We start from the raw sequence: 26,870 nt of genomic DNA on the forward strand, positions 1-26,870 counted from the left end.
CTAGGGGATCAGTACGGTTTCTTTTAATTCATCTGATATTTCCTTGGAGATCGTAATGATATCATCAGCCACATGTTTATTGTTCATGATGACCTTTTGACAAGATTCTTTATAAGGTAACAGATATTGCTTGTACGCCGGCATGACATGATTTACCCATTGGTACATCACCATATCACGCGTATATCCGCGTTCGATTTCATCACGTGAGATCCTTCTGTTCAATGTGATTTCTTCATCAGCATCCATAAAGATCTTCAGATCGAAGAGTTTTGCTATTTCAGGGTAATGGAATACAAAAAGCCCCTCGACAATGATGATGGGGGCACTGGTGATATTCAGCAGCCGCGCATTCTCTTCATTGACGTTAAAGGTATACTCTTTTTTCTCAATTGTTCCTCCGGAGATCAGCAACTTCAGATCATGCAATAACTTCTCATCGTCTATCCCTTCCGGTACATCAAAATTGATCCATCCGTTTTCATCAATCTTTTGGAGCTCCTTTGCCCTGTAGTAATCATCCTGCGAAATCAGACATACTTCTTCTGCTGTAAAATGATGTAGAAAACATTTTAGAAAAAAAGTTTTACCAGAGCCGCTTCCCCCTGCAACACCTATAATATAAGGCCTGTTATTGTTCATTCGCTTGTCCACCATACGTTAAATTGCACAAAAAACGCTTGTCTAATGCACCTAATGCATCAGCCACTGCTTTTGTCATTACAATGATAACATCTTTTGTGGACTCATGCTCTGTAAATTTACCAACAACCTTCGCAAATGTAGATCTGTTGCTCATCGGATTGGTGATTTTCATGATCGTTCCGATAGGAGCGGTACGGTGCAGAACAAGCATTTTCGACGAATCCAGATCCGGATCAATGATCCATACTCCGGTGCCTTTTTCGTCCATCTGGGTTAATCCGTACCGGCTTGGAGGCAGGCGCAGTGAAGGGTTTTTGATTACATCGGTAGAGTCCGGATCAACCATCTCAGTAGTATCACCTTTTACAGGGTACTGCCCGCTGATCAGCAACTTCTGTCCCACATACAGGGAGTTATTGCTCAGATTGTTTTTTGCTTTCAGCTGATCTAAAGTAAGGTTGTACTTGCTGGCGATAGAGTACATGGTCTCATTGCCGGCAACAGTATGCACCACTAAAGGATCTTTTCCCGCCGGGTTTTCCTGCGCAGCAGCGGGAACAACCTGTTTTGCAATCTGTGCTGTTTCAGCCTTTTTTGAAGTGTCAGGTTTTTTGTTCTGGCCCTGTGGAGAAGTTGTGCTTACAGGGCTAGCTGAGTTGGTAGTTGCAGGTGGCGGAGTGGCAGAGGCAGCAGCATTTCCTAAAGCAGAAGCTTTTGAAGAAGCCGGGGCAGGAGGAGCTACCGTAGTCGCCGGAGCAGCTGCCGTAGTTGTGGCTGCTGAAGTTTCCTCCGTTGCAGTTCCCTCTTTCGCGGGAATTTTCAATACCTGGCCAATCTGCAGATTGATAGATCTCAGGTTATTCACTCTTTTGATCTCGTCAACAGTAGTTCCATATTTATTCGCCAGCATATTCAGGTTTTCTTTACGCTGTACGGCATGTTCAATCAGGTTTGTATTTTCTTCCTGACTGTTTGAGGCCGCAGGATTGCTCTGTGTGGCAGCAGGACTGGTAGCCGGGCTATTCTGCGAAACATTTCCCGCTGCCGGTTTTTTTGAAGTTTGCTCATTTCCTGAAAACGGAAGTTCGGTAGGAACTTTAATGATCACCCCTAATGATAAGTATTTATCATTGTTGTAGGTCATGATCACTTTGGGGCTGATGTTGTACCTTCTGGAAATGGAGTAGTAAGTATCTTTGGCAACTACCTGGTGAAGAATGACCTTTTTTCCTTTTGCATTTTCAACGCCTATTGAATCTCTCAGCTCGCTGGCTTTAGCAGTCGCTAAATTCAGAGAAACAGCAAATATTGCCAGTATATAATATCTATGCATTAATGTCCTTATGAATGATTAGTTAGGCAATTATACGAATAATATATAAGAGCCTGCATTATGAATATTAAACGACAATTGCAGGTGTCTATTGTCATAGGCCTGCTTTTAAAAAAACCATTTGATATCTATATTTGTTTATTGATCATAGGTTAATAAAACAAAATAAAATAATAATATATTATGGACGCAAAAGAAATTAGTTTGGTTGAAAAAGAGGTGAAACCAGTTGTAGATTTACTGAATGACTACCTTGCAAACTATCACATTCATTACCAAAAATTAAGAGGTTGCCACTGGAATGTTAAGGGGCAGAATTTCTTCACCCTGCATGTTAAATTCGAAGAATTGTATACCAACGCGCAGGAGACAATCGATGAAATCGCTGAACGTGTGCTGACATTGGGTAAACCACCGCATAGCCGTTTCTCTGATTATATCAGCGAATCTGTAATTAAAGAAATCAATACCATCGGTCTGCAGGACCTGGCAATGGTGGATGCACTTTTGGATGATATGTCTGTATTGATTCAGCTGGAGCGTGATATCATGGAAGCTTCTGAGAAAGCCGGAGATGATGGTACCAATGATATGGTAAACAAGTTTATGCAGTATAAAGAGAAAAATACCTGGATGTTACGCTCTTTTGCGGGCAAAAAATAGGCAGACCATTTCTTTGTGATCTAAAAAACCATGCTACCCGCATGGTTTTTCTTTTTACAGAATATACCAATAAAAATACTTTATACCTTTACACCTGATGGGATATAAAAGCCTGGCCGAATGTGTTGCTGATTTAGAGCAGCATGGCCATCTGTTACGTATTAAAGAAGAAGTGGACCCTTATCTGGAGATGGCGGCCATACATTTGAGGGTATATGAGCAAAAGGGACCTGCCCTTTTTTTTGAGAAGATCAAAGGAAGCCCATTTCCTGCCGTGTCTAATCTTTTCGGGACTCTGGAGCGCTCAAAGTTTATGTTCCGTGACAGCCTGCAAAGTGTAGGTCAGCTGGTAGATCTTAGGTCTGACCCGGTAAAAGCTTTAAAGAATCCTTTTAAATTTGCCGGTTCGGGATTAACGGCACTTTCTGCATTACCATTGCAGCAGCAGATGTTTAAGTCGGCCTTTGAGAAAACAACAATCAGTCAGCTGCCCCAGATTGTCAACTGGCCAATGGATGGTGGTCCCTTTATCACAATGCCACAGGTATATACTGAAGATGCAGACAAACCTGGAGTCATGAATGCTAACCTCGGTATGTACCGGATTCAGCTGGCTGGAAATGAGTATATAAAGGATAAAGAGATTGGTCTGCACTACCAGATCCACCGGGGGATCGGTGTACACCAGAGCAAAGCGAATGCTAAAGGATTACCTCTTAAGGTGAGTATTTTTGTGGGTGGCCCTCCGTCACATCCGCTGGCTGCGGTGATGCCGCTGCCTGAAGGATTGTCAGAGATGACCTTTGCCGGTGCTTTGGGAAACCGCAGGTTCCGTTATTTTTATGATGACGAAGGATTTTGTATCTCGGCAGATGCTGATTTTATCATCACCGGAACGGTAGAGCCCGGTGAGAATAAACCTGAGGGCCCTTTTGGTGATCACCTGGGATATTACAGTCTTACGCATCCCTTCCCCTTATTAAAAGTACATAACGTTTATCATAAGAAGGATGCCATCTGGTCTTTCACCGTAGTGGGCCGCCCGCCGCAGGAAGATACCAGCTTTGGAGCCTTAATTCATGAGATCACTGGTTCGGCCTTGCCACAAGAGATTCATGGATTGAAAGAGGTGAATGCCGTTGACGCTGCCGGTGTACACCCTTTATTGTTTGCAATTGGCAGTGAACGTTATACCCCATTTCTTAAAGAGCGCAGGCCACAGGAGATTCTGACTATTGCTAACCATATTCTGGGGAAAAACCAGCTCAGTCTGGCGAAATACGTTTTCATCGCTGCACGTGAGGATAACGAAGACCTGAATACTCATGATATTGAAGTTTTCTTACACCATATCCTATCGAGGATAGACCCAAAAAGAGACCTGCATTTCCATACGCAGACAACTATAGATACACTCGACTACAGTGGAGAAGGCTTAAACAGTGGTTCCAAGGTCGTATTTGCTGCGGCGGGGGAGCTGAAACGTGTACTCTCTTCGAAACTGCCGGCTGGATTTCAGTTGCCTGCGGTTTTTGCAGATCAGCACATGGTGATGCCTGGTGTGCTGGCGATCAAAGCTCCGGCCTTTGTGAGCGGAGAAGAAACAGAAAGTTTGGTAGCCTTACTTAATGAGAGCATTGGTAAAATCACGCTGGAAGGATTAATCTTACTGGTGTTATGTGATGATGCCGCTTTCACAGCTGAGAATATCAACAATTTTGTGTGGGTTACATTCACAAGGAGCAATCCTGCAGCAGACATATATGGTATCAATGCATTTACGAAAGACAAACACTGGGGCTGTACAGGACCGGTAATCATAGATGCACGCAAGAAACCTCAGCACGCACCGGAACTCATCAAAGATCCTGAAGTGGAGAAAAGAATTGATCGTTTTGGTATTTAATCTGGATCATAAAAAAAGTCCCTCCTGAATTTTCAGAAGGGACTTTTTTATAGAAGATCTTTAACTTAGAATTTCACTCCAAGTGTTAAGAAAACATTGTTTCTCGCTATTTTAGAAGTAGCAATAGGCTCACTGAAATCCTCCAGTTCATAAGGACTGAATTCGCTAGTGCTTTCAGCACGCTGATAAGCTGCATCAACATACCATGAAGCAAATCTGTAACCGATACCTCCTGAGTAAGTTTTAATCTTGAAATCAGTACCGAAGTCATTTTTATAAGGACTGCCATTTACACCGTAACCAGCTCTTAAGCTAAAGCCCTGGATTCTGTATTCACCACCAACTCTGTAGTTAAATGCACTACCATAGTTTTCTTTGATAAAAGCATTGTTGTCAGCAATTTGAGCACTGTAACCATCGCTAACCGAGAAGTGCGTACTTGCATAATTTACATAGTCCACATCAGCAGTTAACAAAGCATTTTGCGCGATGATTACGCTGGCACCCAAGGATCCTTTATAAGGAGTACGCAGGTTGTAATTGAAATTAGAGTTGATCGTATTGCCATTGTAGAAGGCACCTCCCGAATAACTGGTTTCCAGTATTTCAGCATAATCTTCTTCCACGTGCATCCATGTAGGTAACTGGAATGTCGCACCAATCCTTACAATATCAATAGGTTTGTAGATCGCTCCCAGACGGGCGTTGATACCTGATCCGCTGGTGCTTTGGAAAGTTCTGTAAGCAAGGTTGTATCCTTCGCCAACAGCTGGCGGGATGTCTGTATCTCCCGGAGCCGGAATAATCGCTGTAGCAACAGTTCCGGATTCAGTATATAACTTATCATTTGTATAACGTACATCTACAAAACCAATACTGGCACCCAGATACAATTTGTTTGAGATGTTCATACCACCGGCAAAATTAAATTCAGAAGTTGAACCTTGTCTGATTTCGCTTTGTGCCTGGTTGTTTGTCAGGCTTGTGGTAGGAGCGTAGTTGTTGCCACCTAAATGGTTAAGTAAATAGCCATTGTAGGCATCGCCCTCTATGAATCCCTGGTTGTCAGCAGGAGAAAATCCACCGGCACGTTCTGCCCATGCATCTGCGATAGAACTGCTGGTGTTTCTACCCTGATAGGTAGTATTCTGATAGAAATCGTTGTTTCTGTTATAACCGATTCCCCATACAAAACTCAGTACTCCCTTGTTCAGGTCTGAACCTTTTGGTTTTACCACAGGGTTGTACCATACCACACCAGCCTGATTCAGGTTCAGCTGGTTTTTAGTAGATTTTGATTGCTGGCCCAGGAAGCTGGCGTTAGACTGGATGCTGTTAAACTCCGGAGTGATACTAAATTCCGAACGGGTAAACATACCTAAACCTGCAGGGTTACCACCGATAGAACTGATGTCACCACCTAAACTGATCTGCGCACCACCCAAACCTTTGAACCTTGAAGAGGATCCGTAATCAGTACGTGAAAACCTGAGTGCATCTCCTGCATAAGTTCCGTTTTGGGCATATATATTACCTGTAGTACCTACTATAGCTACTACCAATAGTTGAATGATTTTTTTCATTTAGATTTTTAGATTATTAATTACGTCCTCCTCTGCGACCGCCGCCTCCGCCGCCACCGCTGTAGCCGCCTCCGCCACCAAATCCAGATGTTCTGCCACCGCTGGATTGTGGTTGTTGCTGGTAATTGTTTCTTTCAGGAGTGTAACTTTGCTGACCTCTTGATCTGCCATTAGAGCTTCTGTTGTTGTTGTAAATAGCACCACTGCCTCTTCCGCCTCTGCCACCATATCCTGATGCACCATTGGCATTGTAAGACCTTGAACCATTACCGTTGTAGCCAGATCTGTTGCTGTAGCCCGAGCTTGAGCCCCTGCCGCCTCTTGGTCTGTAAGTACTGTTGCTCAGGTAACGTCCGCCGCCCCAAAGGCCGCCGTAGTAACCACCGTAGAAGCCGCCATAGCCGCCCCAACCGAGACCACCCCAGCCCCATGGAGAGAAGAAAGGATCGTAGAAACCGCCGTAGCCACCCCAGCCGCCGAAACCACCGCCCCAGCCGTAGCCAAAACCGCCACCCCAGCCAAAGCCTAAACCACCGCCCCAGCCAAGACCGCCGCCATACCATGGGTTACCCCATCCGCCGCCCCAGCCTAAGCCAGAATAATAAGGAGAATATCCGCCGTAAAATGAATCGTAGTAACCTCTGTATGGGCTACCGTAATAAAATCTGTTAATTCTTGAAGAATAGCTCATGTCCGCATATTCATCGTTGCTGCTATAATAATCATCCTGATCGTTATAACCGTTATCAACCGTTTGTGAATATTGGGCCGGAACAGGCGCCGTGTACTCTACAGCCTGTGCTTTGCTACCATAAACGTCATCGACGTTACGCGCCTGCTGAGCCATCTGCTGAGTACCGCAGGAGGACAGGGCAATAGCCCCAATCACCAGCATACTGGATAATAAATGGTTAGGTTTCATAATATGTGAGTTCATTGTGTGTGTAAACAATTTTTTTCGTAGGCATAAATTTATAAATTTGTAACCTACGATGCAAGTTATTTAACACAAAAAGCATTCCAAACAATTATGAGCAAAGGTATTACAAGTAAGAACGAGGATTATTCCCAGTGGTATAACGACATTGTTATAAAAGCCGATCTGGCAGAACATTCAGCTGTAAAAGGCTGTATGGTCATAAAGCCCTATGGCTATTCAATCTGGGAAAAAATGCAGGCCGTTTTAGACCAGAAATTTAAAGATACAGGACACAGCAATGCCTACTTTCCCTTATTCATCCCTAAGTCATTTTTCTCAAAGGAAGCGGCACACGTGGAGGGCTTTGCGACAGAATGTGCAGTTGTGACACATTACCGTCTTAAAAATGATGGCGAAGGCAACATTATTGTTGACCCTGAAGCTAAGTTAGAAGAAGAACTGATCGTCAGGCCGACGTCTGAGACTATCATATGGAATACCTTCAGAGGCTGGGTTCAGTCTTACCGCGACCTGCCTTTACTGATCAACCAATGGGCAAATGTAGTGAGATGGGAAATGCGCACACGTTTGTTCCTGCGAACGGCAGAATTTCTATGGCAGGAAGGGCATACTGCACATGCTACATCAGAAGAAGCAATTGCAGAAACTGAAAAAATGCTGGATGTGTATGCAGATTTCGCCGAAAACTGGATGGCAATGCCAGTGGTAAAAGGGAAGAAAACCGCCAATGAACGTTTTGCAGGTGCCCTGGATACGTACTGTATCGAAGCATTAATGCAGGATGGAAAAGCTCTTCAGGCTGGTACATCCCACTTTCTGGGACAAAATTTTGCGAAGGCTTTCGATGTGAAGTTCACCAGCAAAGAAGGAAAACAGGAACACGTCTGGGCAAGCTCATGGGGTGTCTCAACCCGTATGATCGGTGCGCTGATTATGGCGCATAGTGACGACCAGGGGCTGGTACTTCCACCAATGCTGGCACCTATCCAGGTGGTCATCGTTCCGATTTATAAGAATGATGAAGAATTGAAGAATATTTCATTATTCGTCAATGAACTGATACCTAAGCTAAGGAAATTGGGTATTTCTGTGAAATATGATGACAGGGACACACAGCGCCCGGGATTCAAGTTTGCAGAATACGAGCTGAAGGGTGTACCGGTTCGTCTGGCTATCGGCGGCAGGGATATGGAGAACAAAACCGTTGAGCTGGCAAGAAGAGATACCAGGGAGAAAAGTACTGTCAGTCAGGAAGGACTGGATATGTATATCGGGCAGTTGCTGGGCGATATCCAGGCTAATATCTACAAGAAGGCTTCCGATTTCAGAGCTGAACACATTACTCCAGCCAACTCTTACGATGAGTTTAAAGAACTGCTGGATACCAAGGCAGGTTTTATTTCTGCACACTGGGATGGCACGCCAGAGTCAGAGCAAAAAATAAAAGAGGAAACAAAAGCTACGATCAGATGTATTCCTTTAGATAATCCATTGGAAGATGGTGTTTGCATCTATTCAGGCAAACCATCAGTTCAGCGCGTTTTATTTGCCCGCGCTTATTAACTATTAAAAAGCATTAACATGAAATTTGCAACCAAAGCGATACATGCAGGTCAGGAACCTGATCCTTCAACAGGAGCGGTAATGACCCCAATTTATCAGACCTCTACATACTGGCAGAAAGCCCCGGGAGACAACCAGGGTTTTGAATATTCAAGAGGCACAAATCCTACCCGTCAGGCATTGGAAAAATGTCTGGCAGCATTGGAAAATGCGAAATATGGATTGGCCTTTTCTTCAGGAATGGGAGCTACCGATGCTGTAATGAGACTACTGCAGCCGGGTGATGAGGTCATTACCGGAAATGACCTTTATGGTGGTTCCTACCGTATTTTTACCAAGGTTTACGCAAAATACGGTATCAAGTTTCACTTTATCGACCTGTCAAAACCTGAGAATATCCTGCCCTATATTAATTCCAGCACCAAACAGGTTTGGATTGAGACACCTACCAATCCTACAATGCAGGTTGTGGATATCGAGGGGATCGCAAAGATTACAAAAGAAAAGGGACTGATCTTAACGGTCGACAATACTTTTGCTTCGCCATACCTGCAAAATCCTATTGATCTGGGCGCGGATATCGTGATGCACTCCGTAACCAAATATATTGGCGGACACTCTGATGTGGTGATGGGTGCCCTGCTGACCAACAGTGATGTTTTATATAAAGACCTCTGGTTCGTGTATAACGCCTGTGGTGCTACTCCCGGGCCTCAGGATGCTTTCCTGGTACTGAGAGGGATAAAAACACTTCACCTCAGGATGAAAGCACATTGCGAAAACGGAGAAAAAGTAGCCCGGTATCTTAAAAATCATCCAAAGATTGATAAGATCTACTGGCCTGGTTTCGAAGATCATCCTAACCATGATATTGCTAAAAAGCAAATGCGTGGTTTCGGAGGTATGGTTTCAATTACATTGAAAGATGCTGATCTGGCAGAGACTTTCAGGGTTGCTTCGTCCTTCAAGGTTTTCACGCTTGCAGAATCTCTTGGCGGTGTAGAATCGCTGATCAATCACCCCACGTCCATGACTCACGGTTCCATCCCGAAAGAAGAACGTGAAAAGGTAGGGGTGACGGATAACCTTTTACGCCTGAGTGTAGGGGTAGAGGATATTGACGATCTGCTGGCCGATCTGGAGCAGGCACTGAAATAGTTTCATAAAACTTATACAGAAGAATTGGAATTTTTAGAATTAAAAGATTTTCTGGATCACAAGGTAGAGCAGTACAACAGGCCGGCTTTTATTACCAATGATCCGATTTGTATTCCCCACAGGTTTTCTAAAAAACAGGATATCGAAATTGCCGCATTTTTTGCGGCAATTTTGGCTTGGGGGCAACGCAAAACCATTATCAACAAATGCACAGAGCTTTTTGAGCGCATGGATAATGATCCTTATAATTTCATGCTATATCATGGTGATGCTGACCTGAAGCGCTTGCTCGATTTTAAACACCGCACCTTCAATGATACCGATCTGCTTTATTTTACAGCATTCTTTAAACACCATTACAGCAAATCGGATAGTCTGGAGGCTGCCTTCCTGCCGGATGATTTTGCCAGCGGCGAAAACTTTACGGCAGAGCATGCACTCAATCATTTCAGGTCATACTTCTTCAGCCTGCCGGATGCTCCACGAAGGACAGTCAAGCATATCTCTTCGCCACTGCAGAAATCAACCTGTAAGCGCCTGAATATGTTTCTCCGCTGGATGGTGCGTAAAGATGAGCTGGGAGTTGATTTCGGTATCTGGAATACCATTCATCCCTCAGACCTCATTTGTCCCTGTGATGTACATGTGGATCGCGTGGGCAGAAGGCTCCATCTGATTAACCGCAAACAGACCGACTGGAGAACTGCTGTAGAGCTCACAGAGGAACTGCGTAAATTTGACCCGCAGGATCCGGTGAAATATGATTTTGCACTGTTTGGCTTAGGTGTTGAGGAGAAATTTTAGATAATATTCTTAAATTAGTTTTTCATGATCGTATTTGAAGCAGAAATAGAACGTTACGAGAAGATGGGCGAAAAAACCGGCTGGACTTTCGTATTTGTTCCTGCAGCGGTATCTCAGCAGATCAAAGCCGACTGTAAAAAGAGTTACCGGGTGAGAGGGCGACTGGATGCAGTAGAGATCAAAGGTATGGCATTGACGCCAATGGGAGAGGGGAACTTTATCCTTGCGTTAAAGGCAGCACTTCGTAAAGAACTGAAAAAGGAAGAGGGGGCTATCCTGCGACTTGAGCTGGAAGAAGACAAAGAGTTCAAGGTAGAGATGCCCGCTGATCTGGAACTTTGCCTGCTGGAAGAAAAGCATTGTATGGAAAACTTTATGTCCTTACCAAAGGGGCACCAGAATTATTATATCAACTGGCTCAATACCGCAAAGACAGAACCTACACGGATCAAGCGTTTAACGCAGATCGTTGTGGCAATGGATAAAAAAATGGATTTCGGGGCAATGATCAGGAGCAATAAAGAAAGCTGAGAGTTATTTTCTGTCGTAATTCCTGAACCAGCTGCTGATCTTCATCTGGATCACTCCAAGAAAGGCTTCCCTGAAAATCTTGGTGCTCATTTTAGATGTTCCTTCAGTACGGTCTGTGAAGATAATCGGAACTTCAACCACCTTAAAGCCATACCTGATGGCCGTAAACTTCATTTCAATCTGGAAGGCATAACCCACAAATTTAATCTTGTCCAGCGGAATCGTTTCCAGCACGATCCTCCTGTAACATTTAAAGCCTGCAGTGGCATCCTGGATATTGATACGTGTAATCAGGCGCACATACATTGAGGCAAAGTAAGACATCAGAACTCTGCTCATCGGCCAGTTAACCACATTTACCCCGTTTACATAACGTGAACCGATGGATACATCGGCACCGTTTACGCAGGATTGGTATAACTTGTAAAGGTCTTCCGGATTGTGAGAGAAATCTGCGTCCATCTCAAAGATATAGTCATAACCATGTCTCAGAGCCCATTTAAATCCATGGATATAGGCAGTCCCCAGGCCGAGTTTCCCTATTCTCTGTTCAAGATGCAGCCCTGAATATTCCTGCTGAAGTTTTTTTACAATATCAGCTGTGCCATCAGGAGATCCGTCATCGATAATTAAAATTTCAAAGGGAAAATTGAGATTAAATACCTTGCGGATAATCCTTTCAATGTTCTCCTTCTCGTTATAGGTAGGGATGATGATTAAGCTGTCTGACACTTTAAAAAATAATTCTGATTAAACTTCCGCGAAAGTATTGAATATAAATGAAAGGTTATAAGTTCTGAAAGATTTTAACAGATTTTTAATTGCAATGTATTCGCCGTTAATTATAATAAAAGCCGCCTTATATAAGATAAGACGGCCTTTTCCAGTAAAATAATATCGTATTATCCTTTTGTGTTCATTGTTCTTTGTAACCATTTGGTTAAGAAAAACAAGATGATTGAAGCTGTACCTGCCATGAATACAAACAGCATGAAAAACTCATGCAGGTTGTGCATCTCATAACCCAGGAAATTCGTTGTTTTGGTATCCGGATAGAGTGAACTTAATTTCCCGCTGAGTACGTTAGCACCAGCATTGGCCAGAAACCAAACCGCCATCAGCAATGAAGCAAATTTCAGTGGGGCCAGTTTATTCACCAGCGACAAGCCAATTGGTGATAAACACAATTCACCCCAGGTATGGAAGGCATACATTCCGATCAGCCACATCATACTTACTTTTACACCAGATCCTACGTTGTCTACACCCATGGCAATCACGTAATATCCGATAGCAAGCAGCATCAGACCGATAGCCATTTTGGTAGGAGCAGAAGGTTCTTTTTTTCCAAGCTTAACCCATAACCAGGCCAAAAGAGGAGCAAAAGTTACCACAAATACCGAGTTTAATGAAGAGAACCAGCTGGCAGGAACTGTAAAGAAGCCCAGGTCCCGTTGTGTAGATTCCTCAGCGAAAAACGTTAATGATGCTCCTGCCTGCTCAAAAGCACTCCAGAAGAATACCACGAAGAACGCAACGACAAAAATTACCGAGATCTTTTTCTTCTCAACCCCAGTCAGTTTTTTATCACTGAAAATCATATACGCGATTCCCAATACTGAAGCCAGTAGCAGATAACTCAGATAGCTGTAAACCCTTGCATCAATATACAATAAGCCAACACACACACCTGAAAATACCATCAGCGCCAGGTAAACCAATACCGGCGATACCTCTTTCCCGGTCTGCTCGGGTTTCAAACCCAGCAGTACACCCTCAGGGTTTTTTACATATTTATCTCTCAGATTGATGAACACGAGTACGCCGAGCACCATGGCAATGGCAGCGGCAAGGAAAGCCCATTTAAAATCCGCAGGATTACCCGTATCACCCACATATCCGCAAATGAATGGCCCTAATGCTCCACCCACGTTGATACCCATATAGAAGATCGTATAAGCTGCATCCAGGCGTTTATCACCTGCCGGATATAATTGTCCAACCATCGAAGAGATATTCGGTTTAAAGAAACCGTTTCCGGCAATCATAAATCCTAATCCCGAAAAGAACAGGAAAGCAGAGAGGTCGGCATTGCTTTGATAGAGTGAAGCACAGGCAAACATAAAGAGTTCTCCCAGTGCCATGAGCAAACCGCCGGTAACGATAGAACGGCGGTTTCCCCAGTACCTGTCGGCCACAAAACCACCGATTAATGGCGTAAGGTAAACGAGACCTGTATAACTTCCGTAAAGATTGGAGGCAAATGCTTTATCAAAGAGCAGGGCTTTGGTCATGAACAGTACCAGGATGGCCCGCATACCGTAGTAGTTGAAGCGCTCCCACATCTCGGTAGCGAACAGTACATATAATCCTTTAGGATGGCCTTTTGGAGTATCGTGTAGCAACTCCGGCTTAAGGATTTCAGATTGATCCATAATGTTGTATTATAGTATTTAATTAAAAAAAGTTTGGTGTTTTAACAGTTAATCTGCGAAAATAATCCATTTTATTCGTTTATCCTGATAATTAGGGAAATTAGAATTTTTTGGACACAGGGATATCCTTCTTTTTGGGGTCTATATAAAACTCGTCAAGCTCGTTTGCATCATTGTTGAGCTCGATATTTTCGATGAGTTTCAGTTTAGCACCCACCAGACGGTAAGCATCAAAGCTGGAATCAGAAGCGTAGTATTCAAAATTGCCAACCATGGTCGAGTCCATAGGAGCGAGGTGGTCAAATGCAATCAGCTGCTCTTTTTTGTCGAGCCTCAGTGTCATCGTATTGAGCTTATTATACTCAAAGACAATCCTGTTTTTAAGGGGAGTTTTTTTAGGGCCTTCAAAAATAGGTTTGCCAAATGTGGCCCCATTTTCATCAAAAGACAGAATGTCGATTACTTTTTTAGAAGTTTTGCTGTTGTTGCCTTTCCATCCCAGCAATGCGTAACAGGTTTTTTGTCCGGTGGCAATCAGCGGCACAACCTCGTAGTAACGGGCACCATACCACTGTTTGTTGGTAGTGATGATATTATCATCTGTAAAATGTTCCGTATCGTCGATCAGTGGATATAATTTCAGTTTTCCGTCCGTAGTAGCCATCTGGATCGTGCCAAAGAAACGGTAAGTTCCTTCCTCTGTAGGAATATACCAGCTGAAAATCCTGAAAGCCCGGTCGGGCGATGCAGTAATAGAGATGGTTTTTAGGGAATCAAAAGCAAAACCATATGATCCCGGAGTTTTTAAAGCGGCAACCAGCGTTTTGATAAACCTGGCATTCTGGTCAAAGCGCTGGATGTTCCCCGTGGCAGTAAACATGCTTTTGCTATAACGCAGCAGGGTATCCTGATATTTATTAAGTGTACTTTTTCCTGCATCAGGTTTTACCTGTGCTGTCACTGTTGTGAGCGTACAGATAAAAATCATCAAAAAGTATAAGTATACCTTTTTCATTAATTCAAGTTTTCGATTACCAATGCGCTTGCTCCGCCACCACCATTACAAATTCCGGCAACACCAATTTTCCCTTTGTTCTGGTTCAATACCGATAGCAGTGTCACGACAATGCGTGCACCTGAAGCACCCAGGGGATGCCCCATCGCTACAGCGCCACCATTAATGTTTACAAGATCTTCGGATAAACCCAATTCTTTGTTATTAGCGAGTGAAACTACTGAAAAAGCTTCATTTATCTCAAAAAAATCTACCTCATCCAGATTTTTGCCGGCTCTTTTCAATGCCAGCGGGATAGCTTTAGAAGGAGCGGTAGTAAACCATTCGGGCGACTGCTGTGCATCAGCATAGCCAATGATGCGCGCTAAAGCGCTCAGGCCAAGCTGCGCTGCCTTCTCAGCACTCATTAACACCAAAGCAGCTGCACCATCATTTAAGGCAGAGGCATTGGCTGCGGTTACTGTTCCATCCTTTTTGAAAACGGGTTTTAATCCCGGCATTTTATCAAAATTCACGGTATAAGGATCCTCATCTTTATCAACCACCGTAATATTACCTTTTCGGTCGGTTACTTCAACGGGGATGATCTCATTTGTAAATTTACCCGATTCAATAGCGGATTGTGTCCTTTTGTAAGAAGCTGCCGCATATCTGTCCTGATCTTCACGGGTAATTTCACAGGTTGCAGCACATAATTCTGCCGCAGAGCCCATATGATAGTCGTTATATACATCCCAAAGACCATCTTTAACCAGGCCATCAATCATTTGAGCGTGCCCCAGACGGTATCCCGTCCTTGCTTTGTCCAGGTAATAAGGTACGTTACTCATGCTCTCCATTCCACCTGCCACCACGATATCATTTTCGCCGAGGGCGATGCTCTGTGCTGCAAGCATGATGGCTTTGGTACCCGAAGCACATACTTTATTGATAGTAGTTGCCGGAATATCCGGTAAGCCGGCGAATTTAGCCGCCTGCGTGGCTGGTGCCTGGCCTAAACCAGCTGACAATACATTACCCATAAATACTTCCTGCACCTGATCCGGCTGAATACCCGCGCGGGCTACTGCAGCCCTGATAGCGATACCCCCCAGCTGGGTTGCGGTAAAGCCTGACAGTGCACCTCCGAAACTACCAATTGGTGTCCTCAGTGCTGATACGATAACTACTTCTCTCATTTATCTGTATTAAATTTGGTTAATGGCAAAGTTAGTAATTTTTAATTCGCCCGGCTGCTATTTTTTTAGTTCAGCAATTTCCCGGCTCCTCACCATAAGACCACTTCAGTTATTGGTGTAAAAGTGAAAAAAATATTCTGTGAAAATGATAATGAAAAATCGTTTTTACTCGTTTTAGGAATAAATTATCTCTTCAACAGTATTGTTGAATGATAAAAAACTGTTTATCATTGGTCTATAATTAACAAATGATAAGCAACTGATAACCATTTGATAACATGCCGTAAGATGAAAAAGTTTTAGCCTATCCTGCTATCATCCAGCCTGTATTTTGGCCGATAAAAGGAAAGAAAGCGCTCTTGAGGGCGGCATTGATTTTGTTTGTTCCTTACTGGATTGATAGTATTCATGAACTGCTCAGGAGAGTAGCTTAGGAAACATAATAAATAGTATAAAGATCTTGTTTTACGGACGCCCGTCCGGCAGACATGTTTAGGTAAATAATAGTTAATTAGAATAGCCGATGTGTGTGGATGCAGCATCGGCTATTTGTTTTTAAAAAAAAACCGCCCCATAATTTCTTACAGGGCGGCCTCAAAGCATCAGACAATATTTAAGTCAAACGCGGCAATTAGAATCCGTATCTCAAACCAATCTGGAACTGGTATGGAGTACCTGATGGATTTGGTACACCTGAGTTGTTCACACGGTAGTTGAAAGATCTTGTTGCTGCATCGTAATTTGTTGTGGCTGGCACTGCTGCTGCATTACCATTCAGTGCATATAAAGCCTGTGTACCTAGGCTCCTGTTTACACCCCATTCTTTATTAAGGAGGTTGGTAAAGTTGAATATATCTGCAGAAACTTCAAATGTATGTGTTTTATACACTTTGAATTTCTTTGAAACCCTGATATCAACCACGCCAAAATAATCATTCACACCTCCATTACGCTGAGCGATCTGACCAGAATATTTGTTGATATAATCTTTCAAACTCTGACTTGCATTTGGATTATCCAGCAAAGTTTGTAAACCTGTACGTACGTTCTGTGGAACGTTAGTATTATTTCTGTCAAAGATAAATGCCAAATCATTTGTACCTACGAAATCACCATTATTGTTTGCACCCGACAATAAGCTATAGCGTGTACCACCAATACCTGAATAACGAACAGCCACACTGACACCATAGAAAGTTGGCAATGTACCGTAGAATACAATTTTATTTCTGAACTGATTATCAGAATATGTCATGTTGCTCAGGTTTCTTGGATCATCCTTTACCGGAAGGGAAAGGGTCGCTGAATTGGCTACGTTACCATTGTATGAGGTATTATCTTTAGTATCATTCCAGGTATAGGAAGCAGAGATCTCACCGTCTTTCCAATATTTCCAGGTTGCGTCAAGCACTACAGCGAATTGGTTTACTTTACCCTGGCTGTTGAGCTCAAGCACTCGTCCAAAACTGTTGCTGATACGGCCAGTTTTCCAGTCAGATGAACCATTTGGCGCTATCGAAGGAACAAATACACCTCTGTTATCTTCATTTGGTAATGTGAAAAATGGAGCTGCAACCATGTTCCTGTCTACGTACATATAGTTATTTCTACCCAGTGATGCATAACCTGTAATACCCACTCTTAATCCCGTTGTGATTAGTCTGTTGTATGATAAGTTTGCTTTATAAACCACTGGTATTTTAGCATCTTCAGCATATGTATTGATAGTAGGTAATTGCTGCGCTTCCAGGGTTGGAGCAGACGCAGTACCGTTTCTGTAACCAGCAAAATTTGGTGTAGGTACACCGGTATTGATGACATCCACAGTGGCAAGGTGCGTACCATCAAAAGTCAGGTTGTTAATAGTTACATAGTTATTGACGTCAGATCCAAAAATACCCGCTCCAAAACGTACAAAGTCAGTTCTGTTTTCGTTGATATCCCAGTCAAACTGGATCCTTGGTTGTACAAGGAACTGTTTTAATTTGTTATCAGTTCTTACACCAGTTTCATCGAGTAATCTCTGGTTAAGTGGCGAGGTAGGATAAGCGCTATAATCCACACGTAAACCACCTGTGAAATCAAGCCCCGCTGCCAGTTTCGTTTGCATCTGACCATACAATGCTGCATTCCAGATGCCAGCTCTTACAGTAGGATCAGCAACTAATGGCACCTCACGGTAATATCTGTTAGGCAATAGATTATTAAAGTTGTCCAGTGAAGAACCGGCTGTATTATTAATAAATTCAAAACGTCCATTCACTTCACTGCCATACAAGGATTTAGCACGGGTATACATTACGTCCATACCAAATGTAAAGTTGATCTTATCAGTATTATAGTATAAGTTGTCAACTAACTGGAATACGTTATTCGTAAAACCCTCCTGACCAAAACGGTGACCACCAATCTGGATTGCCGTTGCGGCAGAAGAACCGTCAGATAAAGTTGATTGTACGTTGTTTACGATGGCGCGGGGAATAGCAAAACCCAATTCATCATTTTGTGTACTGGCCTGGAAAGTATATAAGTGCTGTACTTTCAGCTCATTGGTAATTTTGGGAGTAATAGTTGAACGTAACGTTGCCAGCAAACTGTTGTCAACGTTTTTATCATTACCATAACTCTCATACATGTTGATAGCTGTATTATCTGCCAGACCCAGCGGGTTTCTGTCGTTGGTATAGTTATCACGAACAGTCAGCAAGTTCCTGTCGTTAATCTGCCAGTCGATACGTGCAAATGCAGCATCACTACCACGTTTTTTGTCGAATGTACCATACTGAGGAGTATTGGCAACACCATATTTTGCTCTCGCGATATCAATAAAATTTGATAAAGTGCTGTTTGTAATTCTAAATCTTGCTTCGTCTTCAGCGCCATTCACATCTGCAATGATCAGTGGGCGTGAATCTTTCTGGTGATCCAAACCAATAAAGTAATGTAGTTTATCTTTGATAATCGGACCACCCAATGTGAAACCATACTGGTATGTTGAGAAGTCATTATCACGTTTGATGCCTCTGATATCATAAGGACTCGATAACCAGTCGGCACGGCCATACATAAATGCACTACCACTAACAGTGTTGGTTCCTGATTTTGTAACTGCAGTTACTGAACCTCCGCCTGATCTTCCGAAAGTCACATCATACTGATTCGTTACCACTTTAAACTCACGTACGGCCTCGATAGAGATGGAGTAGGGAGCACCACTACGGCTGGTTGTACTACCTGATGAGGTAGGGTTCTTGGCGTTCATACCATCGATGGTGTAGTTGGTAGAGGATGCAAGCTGACCAGCGATACCATTTCCGCGACTCAATGGAGATAAATCCATTAAGTTTGAGAAGTTTCGTCCGTTGATCGGCAGTTGATTCATCGTTTTAGCAGAGATTTCCGTAGATGCCCCAAAGTTTTTCACCTTGTTCTGCAGGCCTGTTCCTACAACTTCAACTGATTTTAGCGTCTGTGAAGCTTCCTGCATTTCAGCATTTGCTCTTACCGCATCCCCAAAATTGAGCACCAGGACATTCATTGTCTGATCGCCAAAGCCCATAAACATAACTTTTACCAAATAAGGACCGCCCAATGGAAGCTCTTTGAAAGTATATTTTCCTTCTTTATCTGTAAGGGTCTTGGTTGTAAATCCCGTAGAATTGTTTCTCACCTGCACCGATGCGCCCGGAATAGGTTTTTTCTCCTGATCGGTGATCACACCGAAAATAGAGGCCTGCGTAGTCTGTGCCAGAACAGGGTTCTTCACACAAAAGCACAGCATTACTAGTACAACAAGTAAATTTCGTATCATAATTGAATGTTAAATTGGTTACGGCACGAAGATGTTGCTTTAGTGTTAAGCTGGTTGTGAGTTAATGTTAATAAATGAATTTTATCGCAGTATTTTGGTGTTTGATCAGGTTTTGCAGCGCCCTGGTCGTGCTGATTTCAAGGGATGTTTGGAGGTTCAAAAGATAACTGATCCAGAGGGTTCAAAAAATGGTCAATTATCGCTATTGCAAGTCATTTTTCAAATTCTTAAATTTAAGAAAGGGTTGAATTATTGATCTTAATACATTTATTATGAAAGCTTTAGGTAATAAGGGCATTTACGCGAGCCTGGTAATGTGCGTTTTATTTGCGGCCTGCACTTCCTCAGAAGAATTAAAGAAAAGTCTGGTGGGTAAGTATGCTTCTGAAGGTGAGGACGAGTATGATAGCTTCAGGGATACACTGGAAATTAAGCTGCGCGACAATGGGCATTTTGATGTGCAGACTATCGCACACTGGTCGGCTGCAAAAATGGATAATCCTTTGCGGCCCAACAAAAACAAGGTTGCTGGCGACTGGAACAACTATGGACCGGAAGGGGTTGAGGTGGCCATGTTGCAGACAAGTGACACTACCCTCAGAATCACTGATCCGTTAACAAACGAAGTAAAGCGGATTTTTGTGAAGTCGCAGGGCAAAACTTTGGAGAGGACCGTGCGGGGCGGTGTGAGGAAGATTTATCATAAGGTTGAGTGAAGATAGACTTTGCATCAAGCCTTAGATTGATCTAAGGCTTTTTTGTTATTCATGGTTTGTAAACACTTATGTCTGGTTCTGCATACCGCACCAGATCGATCCCAACTCCATTAGGATCCTGTATCGCAAAGTGCCGGTCTCCCCAGGGCTCATCCCTGATATCGATTATGATCGCTACCTTCTTCGCTTTGATCTCTTTGTAGAGTTGATCAATATCTTCAACTTCTATCGTTAGGTACACCCCATTACCCTGGAATGCCTTGTGAAATAAGGGCTGCTGACTGGGATGATTGGGTAGGAGGAAGCTCAGTTCATCATTTCCATCCGGGGTATGTAACAAAAGATAAAATTCATTTTCAAAACGTACACCAAAGCCAAGTACCCCGGTGTAAAAAGCCTTGCTCTCTGAGAACTTTGTGGTTACTATTCCTGCATTTAATTTCATTTTATTCCGGGGTTTTGTTTGTGCTTTTACTATAGTTCCCAGGCATAGTGCCAGCAGGAACGTCATTAATACCTTGATCATGAAAGCAAATGTACTGCACCTGAATCATTGAAAATTGTAATAATCGGACATTAAATCTGCATCGCCTTTGCAGGAGTTAAGCCGTAAAGATTTTTGAATTCCCTGATAAAGTGCGACTGATCATAGTAACCCATACTCAAAAAAACCTGACTGGCAGATTTACCCGATTGTGTTTCTTTGAGTAACGATTGAAACCGTATTACCTGTGAGAAGGTCTTTGCGGTTGTGCCGGTCATTCGCTCAAAAAGCCTGCGCAGCTGCCGGGGACTGAGTCCGGTATCGAGCCCCTTATCAATATCAATGACGCCTTTATGTGAGAAGATCAGTTCCAACGCGTTGTAAAATCTCTTGTCAGGATCAATCTCACGCCCTGATAAAACCTGGAGAAAGTACTTGTCCAGCTGCGTGCTGATCTCCGGAAGATCCATATCCGCATGCACATGCCGGGTGATAAATGCCGCTGCATCAGGTAAAACATCCTGTAGGGGAGTAGTTCTGTTGCTCAGCTTTTTCGCATCAATCCCAAAAAGCTGTGAAATCATTGATGGAAAAAACCTGATTCCTGTATAACAGAACCTGCCTTCGAGGGGAAACTCTGTAAACTTACTGCAGAATCCCATTACATCACAGTGTTGGCTGCTGTCCTGCTCAAAAAAGATATCTATACAACCATCGGCCACCACCCGGTAGGTAAAATTCTCAGTAATGGCAGCAGTTCTGCTCCGTTGCCAGTAACAATAAATGTAGGGCTGCAGCCGGGCATCAGGGAGAAACTCCACATAACTGACATCCGCAGTGTCAAATTTTACGGAAGGCTGGATTGGTGTATAATATTTCCTGATATCCACTATATAACGATTTTATCATCACAGCGGGAAATATAAGTATTCCTAATTTGATCATTAAGGCATCAGGGGAAAAAAGTCCTGTTTGTTTATCCAACCGTGCATTGAGTGGGGCTGCTGGCGGCAGTACCTTTGAATATCAAAAATCAAGAAACAAATTTTTAAAATATCATGAAAACTCAAACACTCTTAAAATCCGCATTAGCCCTGGTATTGATAGTATTTTTAGGCACTAACGTTTTTGCACAGCAAGTAGTCGATCCCGCAAAAGATCCGCAAATTGAAAGCCATGTAAAAGCATTTCTGAATGTACTGAACTCAGGTGGTGGCAAGCCAATTGAAGAGCTTTCGCCAGAAGAAGCGAGAGCCGTATTGAAAGGTGCCCAGGAATCGGTAAAATTCGATTATAGTGATATCAGGGTAACTGAAAAAACAATCAATTCTACTGCAGGACCTGTAGTGCTGAATATTGTAAAACCTGCAAATGCAAAAGGCATCCTTCCGGTGTTTATCTTTATCCATGGTGGTGGTTGGGTACTCGGAGATTTTCCAACGCACAAGAGACTGGTTAGAGACCTTGTAGTTAACTCAGGTGCAGCCGCAATTTTTGTAAACTACACACCATCTCCTGAAGCTCGTTATCCGGTAGCGATCAACCAAATTTATGAGGCCACCAAATGGGTTGCTGCGAATGGAGCACAAATTGGTGTCGACGGAAAAAAACTTGCTGTAGTTGGTAATAGCGTTGGGGGCAATATGGCCGCAGTAACTGCACTGATGGCAAAAGACAAACAGGGTCCTCAAATAAAATTGCAGGTGCTGTTATGGCCGGTAACAAATGCTGCTTTTGATACAGAATCGTATAACAAATTTGCAGAAGGACGTTTCTTAAGCAAAAATATGATGAAATGGTTCTGGGATAACTATGCTCCGGATGCTGCGGCAAGAAAAGAGATCTATGCTTCGCCGCTGCAGGCAAGTAAAGATCAGTTAAAAGGTTTACCTGCTGCTTTCGTAGCTGTAGCAGAGAATGACGTACTGCGTGATGAGGGTGAAGCTTATGCACGTCATCTGGATGAGGCAGGAGTAACGGTAACTTCTGTAAGATATAATGGGATGATCCACGACTGGGGTTTGTTAAACCCACTTGCAACAGTTCCCGGAACGCAATCTGTGATGCTGCATGCTGCTGCTGAAATTAGAAAAGCGCTGAAGTAAGTCTTGAAATTACAAGGGTTGAAGCCTCGGGAGATATTTCCGGGGCTTTTCAGAGTTTTAAGGAATGTTATTACAGTAAGCTGACGTTTTGTATAACGAGAAAATAGGCAGATAAGTGCTAATCCTTACCTTTGCACTAAGTAAAACGACATGTCATCCTTCAAAGAGTTTGCCTTCAAGAAAATCGGATTGGTTGATCTGCCTGCCGCCCCGCCTGGTACTGCGACTGAGCTAAATGCATTTGTAAAGATCCTGTATATCAAGGCTGGTGGAAGAGTAACGATTGACTTCCGGGAATATATCCTGGTTCAGGATGCGTTGTTTTTTATCAGTCCGGGACAATTTAACGAACTGGGTGACCAGGCTGAAGGGAAGATGTTGTACTACAACCGCGACTTCTATTGTATAGAGATCCATGACAAGGAGGTAGCCTGTGATGGCATCCTGTTTCACAATGTGTACGACATACCGGTGGTCTACCTCGACGAAGTTCAGTCGGCACGCATGTCCTCCATCTTTGAAGAGCTGGGAGAGGAATTTCTCCATCAGGATTCTACCATGGAGGAGATGTTGCGGATCTTACTCAAGAAGGTCATCATCATTGGAACCAGGATCTGGAAACAGAAGAACATGATCATTGGCGACGAGATAGGTCATGAGGCGGAGTTTTTCAGAAGATTCAGTCAGCTCGTAGAATGGAACTATTACAAGCATCATACCGTAGCTGAGTATGCTGAGCTCTTAAAAATCACCCCAAAAGCCTTGAACAAGCGCATTGGAAAAGCACACCGCTCGGGCCCGAATGAGATCATCAAGGAGAGGATTATCCTGGAAGCAAAAAGGCTGCTGGCACACACTTCCATGAGTGTAAAAGAAATTGGATATAAACTGGGTTATGATGATCCTTCTTATTTTATACGACTGTTTACCAGTCAGGTGTCTACTTCTCCGCAAAGCTTTAGAACTAAATACCGGGCGCAGCAACCTGTAATGACTGATCGTATGGCTTCAGACAGCCTCTCACCATCTCTGAGCCAGCATATTGAGCAGTAATAAACTAAAATCCCAGCCAATTTTTCTTGCAGCCAGTGCGCTGAGGCTGTCCTGATCCAGTCTGTGATTTCTGCTGGGACCCGTCATATTGGGTTTCATGTTGAGATCGAAGAGAAAGTAATTGCCCTGATCATCTGCCCGGCAGTCTATCCTGATCGGTGCTTTGGCATCGATAATGGCAGCCGCTCTGGCACATTGAATACCCAGCTGTATCACCGCTTCTGAACTTTCCTCGTCCCCTTCCAGAACAGCACTATTGTGTACAATAGCTACCACACCATTGTAGGGGGCAATACCATTTTCATGGTTGAACCTTTTAACAGCGGGCAGCACCCAGTGCTTATCTTTGATAACTGGTGCTCCGTGAATCTGATAGATGCCGGGAGGCATTATGGTAAGTGTAAGCTCTTGCCCGCTCAGATAAGGCTCTATATATACTGCTGTACCATAAAGATCAGCATCGAACATATCTTTCGATATGTTGTCCAGTTCTTCCTTGTCCTGAGCTAAAGAAACACCCTGACTTCCGCGACCCCGGATAGGTTTCGCCACTACAGGAAAAGAAAATTCAACCTGAAAATTACCTTGATTGCTTGCGTCAATAACCAGTGAATCAGGTACCGGGAGATCATTTTCCCTCAGCAAGTTATTGGTATAGCATTTATCATCGTATTTATCTACATCTCCGGGTCGCTGACCAACAATTTTTACTGATCCTGCATATTGCTGAATAGGATGCCCTTCATACAACACTGTGTTGAGCCAGAAAGTATTGGCACCCTTCGCGAGCGCCGCTTCAATACCCTCCTCATCGTCCGCAAATACCCAGTCAAAATCGTTTTCCTCAGCAGGCTGTTCTACCGGAGTGATCACCTCAATATCCTTGCTCCGAAGCGAAAAAGCGATGTCTGCGCCACTGTCGGAATATCCGCCGGGTTTCATGGGTTTTAAAATCCCCTCTTTAACCGGGGGCTGGTTTTTCTGGTACAATACTGCAACTTTTACTTCAGTCATTTGGTCGGTGCTATTGAATCAATATATGTTAAACATCCTGATGCTAAATTGGTTTAGTATTTTACAATGGATTTAACATTATTTCAATTCTTTGAGTTTATGAATAGCATTTTCATTTCTGGGGTCAAGTTTTAAGGATGTCTGAAATGCCTTTTTCGCTAAACTTTTCTGCGAGGTAAATAAGAACCCCTCCGCCAGGCTGTCAAATAAATTGGCAGAGGCGGGGTATAGGCTGGTGCCCAGTAAAAGAACATTTACACCATGCTGCGAAGTCTTTTTGTTAAATAGTAGTTGTAATCCGAGATTGTTGAATTTCCCTTCGTCTGGCTTAAATTCCGGATGCTTGGCCACAAGAGCCTTGTAAAGTGTTTGCAATCCCGAATATCCCTGAGCTGCCGCCAGTTCATTGAAATCCTCAAAGCTGAATGTTGTAGCTTTAGCAGCTTTATACCTTTGCGATATCAGACCCTGTGAGACTCCGTTAGCTGTAGGATCAGCCTGGATAAAAGCCAATGATTTTTTATCCCTCATAAGGTAGGCGTTGAGAAAATTAAGCGCATAAATTGCTGTCCAGCGGTAAGAAGTCATGATTTCCTGATCACTTTTGTCCTGTCGTTTATCCCTATCCTGAAACAACATCCCAAGGGTACTAAAATAGGCATGAGTCATGTGATGGAATTTGAAACTGTAGGCCTCACTATAAATCAGGTCATCATAAAACTCAAATTTGTTGTTTAGCGCTGAATCCAGTTTGTCCTCTGCCAGCACAGCAGCAGGAATATCCTTCTGGGCCATGTGCAAAAATGGCACATTCATCTTTTCGATATTTGCGTAAGCAGATTTTTTAAGGATTGAGTATTGATAACGAATAGATCCATCGAGACTGACGATCGCTTTTATTTTTGCATTTCGAATCTGACTGAGCACGTTAGAAAGTCCGCCAAAACTAAAGCCCATCGTTGCAATTTTGCTGTCGTCAGCCGATGGGTAGTAGGAACACCTTGCAATCAGGTATTCGATATCGCGTGCCTGGGTATCCATATCCTTTTCTGTCCCTGCGCCCATCATACGGGTTTCAGTACCCCGGGAAGGACTCGCGATTACCAGATATCCATGACTCGCCAGGAGTTCGCAAAGGGCAAAGTTCTCAATTGAAGATGCCTGATAACTAGCTGCATAAATGATGACAGGGAACTTACCTTTGGTAGCCGGGACCCCTTTGTATGCCTGGCTATTTTCGTTGAGGTGCGCCCGGTTGTTGGCTGTATTGGAGTAGCTAAACCAATCCAGTATCCTGTCGTCGGGCAGATATTCCCATTCTTCCTCTTCTTTCAGCACCTTCATATACTCGAGGACTTTTACCGGACTTGTTTTTACTGTCGACAGGTCTGCGGGGTACCAGACACTGAGGGGGTATAGGTCTGGGTATCGAAAGGTTATTCCAATCCCCACTGCGTTTGTACAACCTGGTGCTGTCAAAGGCTGTTTCATGCCGAAAACCTACCGGATAGTGGCCAGGATGAAGACCGATTTCCTTCAGTGATACCTGTGCGCTGGCAGATGAGCTAAAAAAAATGATAATCTTCAGCAGAATGATGAGCCGTGTTTTTGTATAAGTACTCATAATCAATAAGTTGATTGGTTGTACTGCTAAGATAAAGAACCTTTATCTATATAAAAATGAAGTTGTGGCCGGATATGTTTAGAAAAACAAAAAAGCCCTTAAATCATATGATTTAAAGGCTTTTTGAATTTTTAAGTCGGGGTGGCAGGATTCGAACCTACGACCTCCTGCTCCCAAAGCAGGCGCGATACCGGGCTACGCTACACCCCGAACTTGACCAACAAGTCCGGTTATTAAAAACCTTCGTTGTTGTTGGGATTGCAAAAGTACAACAATATATTTAGTACGCAAATTTATTTTCATTTTCTA

General features: G+C 43.4%; 23 protein-coding genes and 1 tRNA gene. 9 read left to right on the forward strand and 15 right to left on the reverse strand.

The genetic code is table 11. The annotated features are described in order from the left end of the window. Both OQY15_RS11180 and OQY15_RS11185 read right to left on the reverse strand, forming a co-directional pair. Positions 1-657 carry a uridine kinase gene (locus OQY15_RS11180; protein WP_265791594.1) on the reverse strand — a complete coding sequence of 219 codons (657 nt, stop codon included), beginning with the start codon at positions 655-657 and terminating at the stop codon, positions 1-3. Further along, positions 632-1,978, reverse strand: coding sequence for a LysM peptidoglycan-binding domain-containing protein (locus OQY15_RS11185; protein ID WP_265791596.1), 1,347 nt, complete (start codon positions 1,976-1,978; stop codon positions 632-634). Before OQY15_RS11185 ends, OQY15_RS11180 begins: the two co-directional genes overlap by 26 nt. A 183-nt stretch (positions 1,979-2,161) precedes the next feature. Here OQY15_RS11185 and OQY15_RS11190 point away from each other — a divergent pair, with 183 nt between their 5' ends. Both OQY15_RS11190 and OQY15_RS11195 read left to right on the forward strand, forming a co-directional pair. Continuing rightward, positions 2,162-2,641, forward strand: a complete 480-nt coding sequence (locus OQY15_RS11190) for a DNA starvation/stationary phase protection protein (RefSeq protein ID WP_265791603.1) — start codon at positions 2,162-2,164, stop codon at positions 2,639-2,641. 97 nt (positions 2,642-2,738) lie between these two features. Continuing rightward, on the forward strand, positions 2,739-4,547 hold the full coding sequence (locus OQY15_RS11195; RefSeq protein ID WP_265791605.1) for a UbiD family decarboxylase: 1,809 nt from the start codon (positions 2,739-2,741) through the stop codon (positions 4,545-4,547). A 65-nt stretch (positions 4,548-4,612) separates the two neighbouring features. On the opposite strand, the gene OQY15_RS11200 is transcribed toward OQY15_RS11195, so the two are convergent. Both OQY15_RS11200 and OQY15_RS11205 read right to left on the reverse strand, forming a co-directional pair. After that, positions 4,613-6,130, reverse strand: a complete 1,518-nt coding sequence (locus OQY15_RS11200; protein WP_265791607.1) for a hypothetical protein — start codon at positions 6,128-6,130, stop codon at positions 4,613-4,615. A 16-nt stretch (positions 6,131-6,146) separates the two neighbouring features. Beyond that, positions 6,147-7,067 (reverse strand): hypothetical protein, encoded by a 921-nt coding sequence (locus OQY15_RS11205; protein WP_265791609.1) that lies wholly within the window; start codon positions 7,065-7,067, stop codon positions 6,147-6,149. A gap of 93 nt (positions 7,068-7,160) precedes the next feature. Here OQY15_RS11205 and proS point away from each other — a divergent pair, with 93 nt between their 5' ends. From proS to OQY15_RS11225, 4 genes are read left to right on the forward strand one after another with little or no spacing between them, the layout of a single operon-like run. Beyond that, on the forward strand, positions 7,161-8,633 hold the full coding sequence (gene proS / locus OQY15_RS11210) for a proline--tRNA ligase (protein ID WP_265791611.1): 1,473 nt from the start codon (positions 7,161-7,163) through the stop codon (positions 8,631-8,633). 18 nt (positions 8,634-8,651) lie between these two features. Further along, positions 8,652-9,791 (forward strand): cystathionine gamma-synthase, encoded by a 1,140-nt coding sequence (locus OQY15_RS11215; protein ID WP_265791617.1) that lies wholly within the window; start codon positions 8,652-8,654, stop codon positions 9,789-9,791. A 24-nt stretch (positions 9,792-9,815) separates the two neighbouring features. Beyond that, positions 9,816-10,595 carry a TIGR02757 family protein gene (locus tag OQY15_RS11220; protein ID WP_265791619.1) on the forward strand — a complete coding sequence of 260 codons (780 nt, stop codon included), beginning with the start codon at positions 9,816-9,818 and terminating at the stop codon, positions 10,593-10,595. Between the two features lie 24 nt (positions 10,596-10,619). Then, the gene (locus tag OQY15_RS11225) at positions 10,620-11,126 is read left to right on the forward strand and encodes a YdeI/OmpD-associated family protein (RefSeq protein WP_265791621.1); all 507 of its coding nucleotides are present in this window, start codon (positions 10,620-10,622) and stop codon (positions 11,124-11,126) included. A 3-nt stretch (positions 11,127-11,129) separates the two neighbouring features. Here the strand turns inward: OQY15_RS11225 and OQY15_RS11230 are convergent, their stop codons facing one another. The 5 genes from OQY15_RS11230 to OQY15_RS11250 form a co-directional block, all read right to left on the reverse strand. After that, positions 11,130-11,858, reverse strand: coding sequence for a polyprenol monophosphomannose synthase (locus OQY15_RS11230; RefSeq protein WP_265791624.1), 729 nt, complete (start codon positions 11,856-11,858; stop codon positions 11,130-11,132). Positions 11,859-12,028: 170 nt separating this feature from the next. Next, on the reverse strand, positions 12,029-13,561 hold the full coding sequence (locus OQY15_RS11235; protein ID WP_265791626.1) for a peptide MFS transporter: 1,533 nt from the start codon (positions 13,559-13,561) through the stop codon (positions 12,029-12,031). 100 nt (positions 13,562-13,661) lie between these two features. Beyond that, complete coding sequence (locus OQY15_RS11240; RefSeq protein ID WP_265791628.1) at positions 13,662-14,576, reverse strand: hypothetical protein; 915 nt, start codon at positions 14,574-14,576, stop codon at positions 13,662-13,664. Then, positions 14,576-15,754, reverse strand: a complete 1,179-nt coding sequence (locus OQY15_RS11245; RefSeq protein ID WP_265791631.1) for an acetyl-CoA C-acyltransferase — start codon at positions 15,752-15,754, stop codon at positions 14,576-14,578. The genes OQY15_RS11240 and OQY15_RS11245 overlap by 1 nt, the downstream gene beginning before the upstream one ends. Positions 15,755-16,385: 631 nt before the next feature. Continuing rightward, the gene (locus tag OQY15_RS11250; RefSeq protein WP_265791633.1) at positions 16,386-19,565 is read right to left on the reverse strand and encodes a carboxypeptidase regulatory-like domain-containing protein; all 3,180 of its coding nucleotides are present in this window, start codon (positions 19,563-19,565) and stop codon (positions 16,386-16,388) included. 272 nt (positions 19,566-19,837) lie between these two features. Between OQY15_RS11250 and OQY15_RS11255 the strand changes: the two genes are divergently transcribed. Next, complete coding sequence (locus OQY15_RS11255; protein ID WP_265791635.1) at positions 19,838-20,281, forward strand: hypothetical protein; 444 nt, start codon at positions 19,838-19,840, stop codon at positions 20,279-20,281. Positions 20,282-20,330: 49 nt separating this feature from the next. Here OQY15_RS11255 and OQY15_RS11260 read toward each other — a convergent pair whose 3' ends face one another. Next, on the reverse strand, positions 20,331-20,807 hold the full coding sequence (locus OQY15_RS11260) for a VOC family protein (protein WP_265791637.1): 477 nt from the start codon (positions 20,805-20,807) through the stop codon (positions 20,331-20,333). Positions 20,808-20,857: 50 nt separating this feature from the next. Continuing rightward, positions 20,858-21,655, reverse strand: coding sequence for a helix-turn-helix domain-containing protein (locus OQY15_RS11265; protein ID WP_265791639.1), 798 nt, complete (start codon positions 21,653-21,655; stop codon positions 20,858-20,860). 168 nt (positions 21,656-21,823) lie between these two features. Here OQY15_RS11265 and OQY15_RS11270 point away from each other — a divergent pair, with 168 nt between their 5' ends. Together OQY15_RS11270 and OQY15_RS11275 are read left to right on the forward strand one after the other, a co-directional pair. Further along, positions 21,824-22,870 (forward strand): alpha/beta hydrolase, encoded by a 1,047-nt coding sequence (locus tag OQY15_RS11270; RefSeq protein WP_265791641.1) that lies wholly within the window; start codon positions 21,824-21,826, stop codon positions 22,868-22,870. Positions 22,871-23,020: 150 nt separating this feature from the next. Next, entirely contained in the window at positions 23,021-23,923 is a 903-nt protein-coding gene (locus OQY15_RS11275) for a helix-turn-helix domain-containing protein (protein WP_265791645.1), read from the forward strand. Here OQY15_RS11275 and OQY15_RS11280 read toward each other — a convergent pair. From OQY15_RS11280 to OQY15_RS11295, 4 genes are all read right to left on the reverse strand, one after another. After that, positions 23,891-24,937 carry a hypothetical protein gene (locus tag OQY15_RS11280; RefSeq protein WP_265791647.1) on the reverse strand — a complete coding sequence of 349 codons (1,047 nt, stop codon included), beginning with the start codon at positions 24,935-24,937 and terminating at the stop codon, positions 23,891-23,893. The genes OQY15_RS11275 and OQY15_RS11280 overlap by 33 nt on opposite strands. Positions 24,938-25,015: 78 nt before the next feature. Further along, a complete protein-coding gene (locus OQY15_RS11285) occupies positions 25,016-26,281 on the reverse strand; it encodes a dienelactone hydrolase family protein (protein WP_265791649.1) in 1,266 nt (421 codons plus the stop codon). After that, the gene (locus OQY15_RS11290; protein WP_265791651.1) at positions 26,214-26,561 is read right to left on the reverse strand and encodes a hypothetical protein; all 348 of its coding nucleotides are present in this window, start codon (positions 26,559-26,561) and stop codon (positions 26,214-26,216) included. The genes OQY15_RS11285 and OQY15_RS11290 overlap by 68 nt, the downstream gene beginning before the upstream one ends. Positions 26,562-26,697: 136 nt before the next feature. After that, positions 26,698-26,771 (reverse strand) — tRNA-Pro (locus OQY15_RS11295). Between the last annotated feature and the right edge of the window lie 99 nt (positions 26,772-26,870).

Source organism: Pedobacter sp. MC2016-15 (assembly GCF_026239695.1).
GTDB lineage: Bacteria > Bacteroidota > Bacteroidia > Sphingobacteriales > Sphingobacteriaceae > Pedobacter.

Excerpts from the sequence above, each read along its gene's own strand:
- OQY15_RS11185 (WP_265791596.1), bottom strand. The coding sequence starts at position 1,978 with ATGCATAGATATTATATACTGGCAATATTTGCTGTTTCTCTGAATTTA.
- OQY15_RS11240 (WP_265791628.1), bottom strand. The coding sequence starts at position 14,576 with ATGAAAAAGGTATACTTATACTTTTTGATGATTTTTATCTGTACGCTC.
- OQY15_RS11255 (WP_265791635.1), top strand. The coding sequence starts at position 19,838 with ATGAAAGCTTTAGGTAATAAGGGCATTTACGCGAGCCTGGTAATGTGC.
- OQY15_RS11275 (WP_265791645.1), top strand. The coding sequence starts at position 23,021 with ATGTCATCCTTCAAAGAGTTTGCCTTCAAGAAAATCGGATTGGTTGAT.
- OQY15_RS11270 (WP_265791641.1), top strand. The coding sequence starts at position 21,824 with ATGAAAACTCAAACACTCTTAAAATCCGCATTAGCCCTGGTATTGATA.
- OQY15_RS11180 (WP_265791594.1), bottom strand. The coding sequence starts at position 657 with ATGGTGGACAAGCGAATGAACAATAACAGGCCTTATATTATAGGTGTT.
- OQY15_RS11285 (WP_265791649.1), bottom strand. The coding sequence starts at position 26,281 with ATGAAGGTGCTGAAAGAAGAGGAAGAATGGGAATATCTGCCCGACGAC.
- OQY15_RS11205 (WP_265791609.1), bottom strand. The coding sequence starts at position 7,067 with ATGAACTCACATATTATGAAACCTAACCATTTATTATCCAGTATGCTG.
- OQY15_RS11260 (WP_265791637.1), bottom strand. The coding sequence starts at position 20,807 with ATGATCAAGGTATTAATGACGTTCCTGCTGGCACTATGCCTGGGAACT.
- OQY15_RS11215 (WP_265791617.1), top strand. The coding sequence starts at position 8,652 with ATGAAATTTGCAACCAAAGCGATACATGCAGGTCAGGAACCTGATCCT.
- proS (WP_265791611.1), top strand. The coding sequence starts at position 7,161 with ATGAGCAAAGGTATTACAAGTAAGAACGAGGATTATTCCCAGTGGTAT.
- OQY15_RS11190 (WP_265791603.1), top strand. The coding sequence starts at position 2,162 with ATGGACGCAAAAGAAATTAGTTTGGTTGAAAAAGAGGTGAAACCAGTT.
- OQY15_RS11280 (WP_265791647.1), bottom strand. The coding sequence starts at position 24,937 with ATGACTGAAGTAAAAGTTGCAGTATTGTACCAGAAAAACCAGCCCCCG.
- OQY15_RS11200 (WP_265791607.1), bottom strand. The coding sequence starts at position 6,130 with ATGAAAAAAATCATTCAACTATTGGTAGTAGCTATAGTAGGTACTACA.
- OQY15_RS11235 (WP_265791626.1), bottom strand. The coding sequence starts at position 13,561 with ATGGATCAATCTGAAATCCTTAAGCCGGAGTTGCTACACGATACTCCA.
- OQY15_RS11195 (WP_265791605.1), top strand. The coding sequence starts at position 2,739 with ATGGGATATAAAAGCCTGGCCGAATGTGTTGCTGATTTAGAGCAGCAT.
- OQY15_RS11290 (WP_265791651.1), bottom strand. The coding sequence starts at position 26,561 with ATGAGTACTTATACAAAAACACGGCTCATCATTCTGCTGAAGATTATC.
- OQY15_RS11250 (WP_265791633.1), bottom strand. The coding sequence starts at position 19,565 with ATGATACGAAATTTACTTGTTGTACTAGTAATGCTGTGCTTTTGTGTG.
- OQY15_RS11225 (WP_265791621.1), top strand. The coding sequence starts at position 10,620 with ATGATCGTATTTGAAGCAGAAATAGAACGTTACGAGAAGATGGGCGAA.
- OQY15_RS11245 (WP_265791631.1), bottom strand. The coding sequence starts at position 15,754 with ATGAGAGAAGTAGTTATCGTATCAGCACTGAGGACACCAATTGGTAGT.